Annotated in this window: 1 pseudogene; it reads left to right on the forward strand. The window is 49.8% G+C overall.

Going from position 1 to position 657, the window contains the following annotated elements:
* A pseudogene (locus A3751_RS23255) lies at positions 1-657 on the forward strand (hypothetical protein); the annotation flags it as partial.

Below are 657 nucleotides of genomic sequence, written 5' to 3' on the forward strand. Positions count from 1 at the left end.
GGCAATAACGTTCAGGTTTATGCTGATCCATCGGGTGCTAATCCTCCGATTACCTATCATCATAACGGCTTTGCGAACTCAACCGCCGCGCTTGATTTCCTCGACCAGCGCCTTGGTACGTTGAACAAAGTCATGATTACCGGCTTTAGTGCGGGCGGCGTTGCTTCGTCTGCTCTTTACCATGAAGTGCGTCAGCGTCTGGACTTCACCAAAGGCTACATGCTGAATGACTCGGGTCCGTTATTCCCAGCGCCAGATGGCAGTTACAACTCTAAGCAGCTGCACGAGACCATTAAGGCTGCTTGGGACTTGGATAGCGTTTTGGTGAACATGCCCGCCTCCTTCGATGCAAGTGACATGGGTACAGCCAACACGGCGGCTGCGGATTTATATCCTCAGGATTCATTTGCTTACACGGGCTTTAGCACCGACTACAACTTCTCGCGTTTCTCTTATGAGCGCTTTTTCCCGAATATGGATCAAAACTCGATTCTCAATAAGTGGCGTGAAGATCAGGCGAACCTCGTTTCTTTGATGAACTCGCGGCCTAATTTTGGCTACATCATCCCTTGGAATCGGCCAATCAATGACAGCCACTGCTCAACCATCGTGACGTTTTTGGGAAGTCATGCCTGTCCAAGTATTCGTAAGAAACGT

The organism is Oleiphilus sp. HI0080, assembly GCF_001635135.1.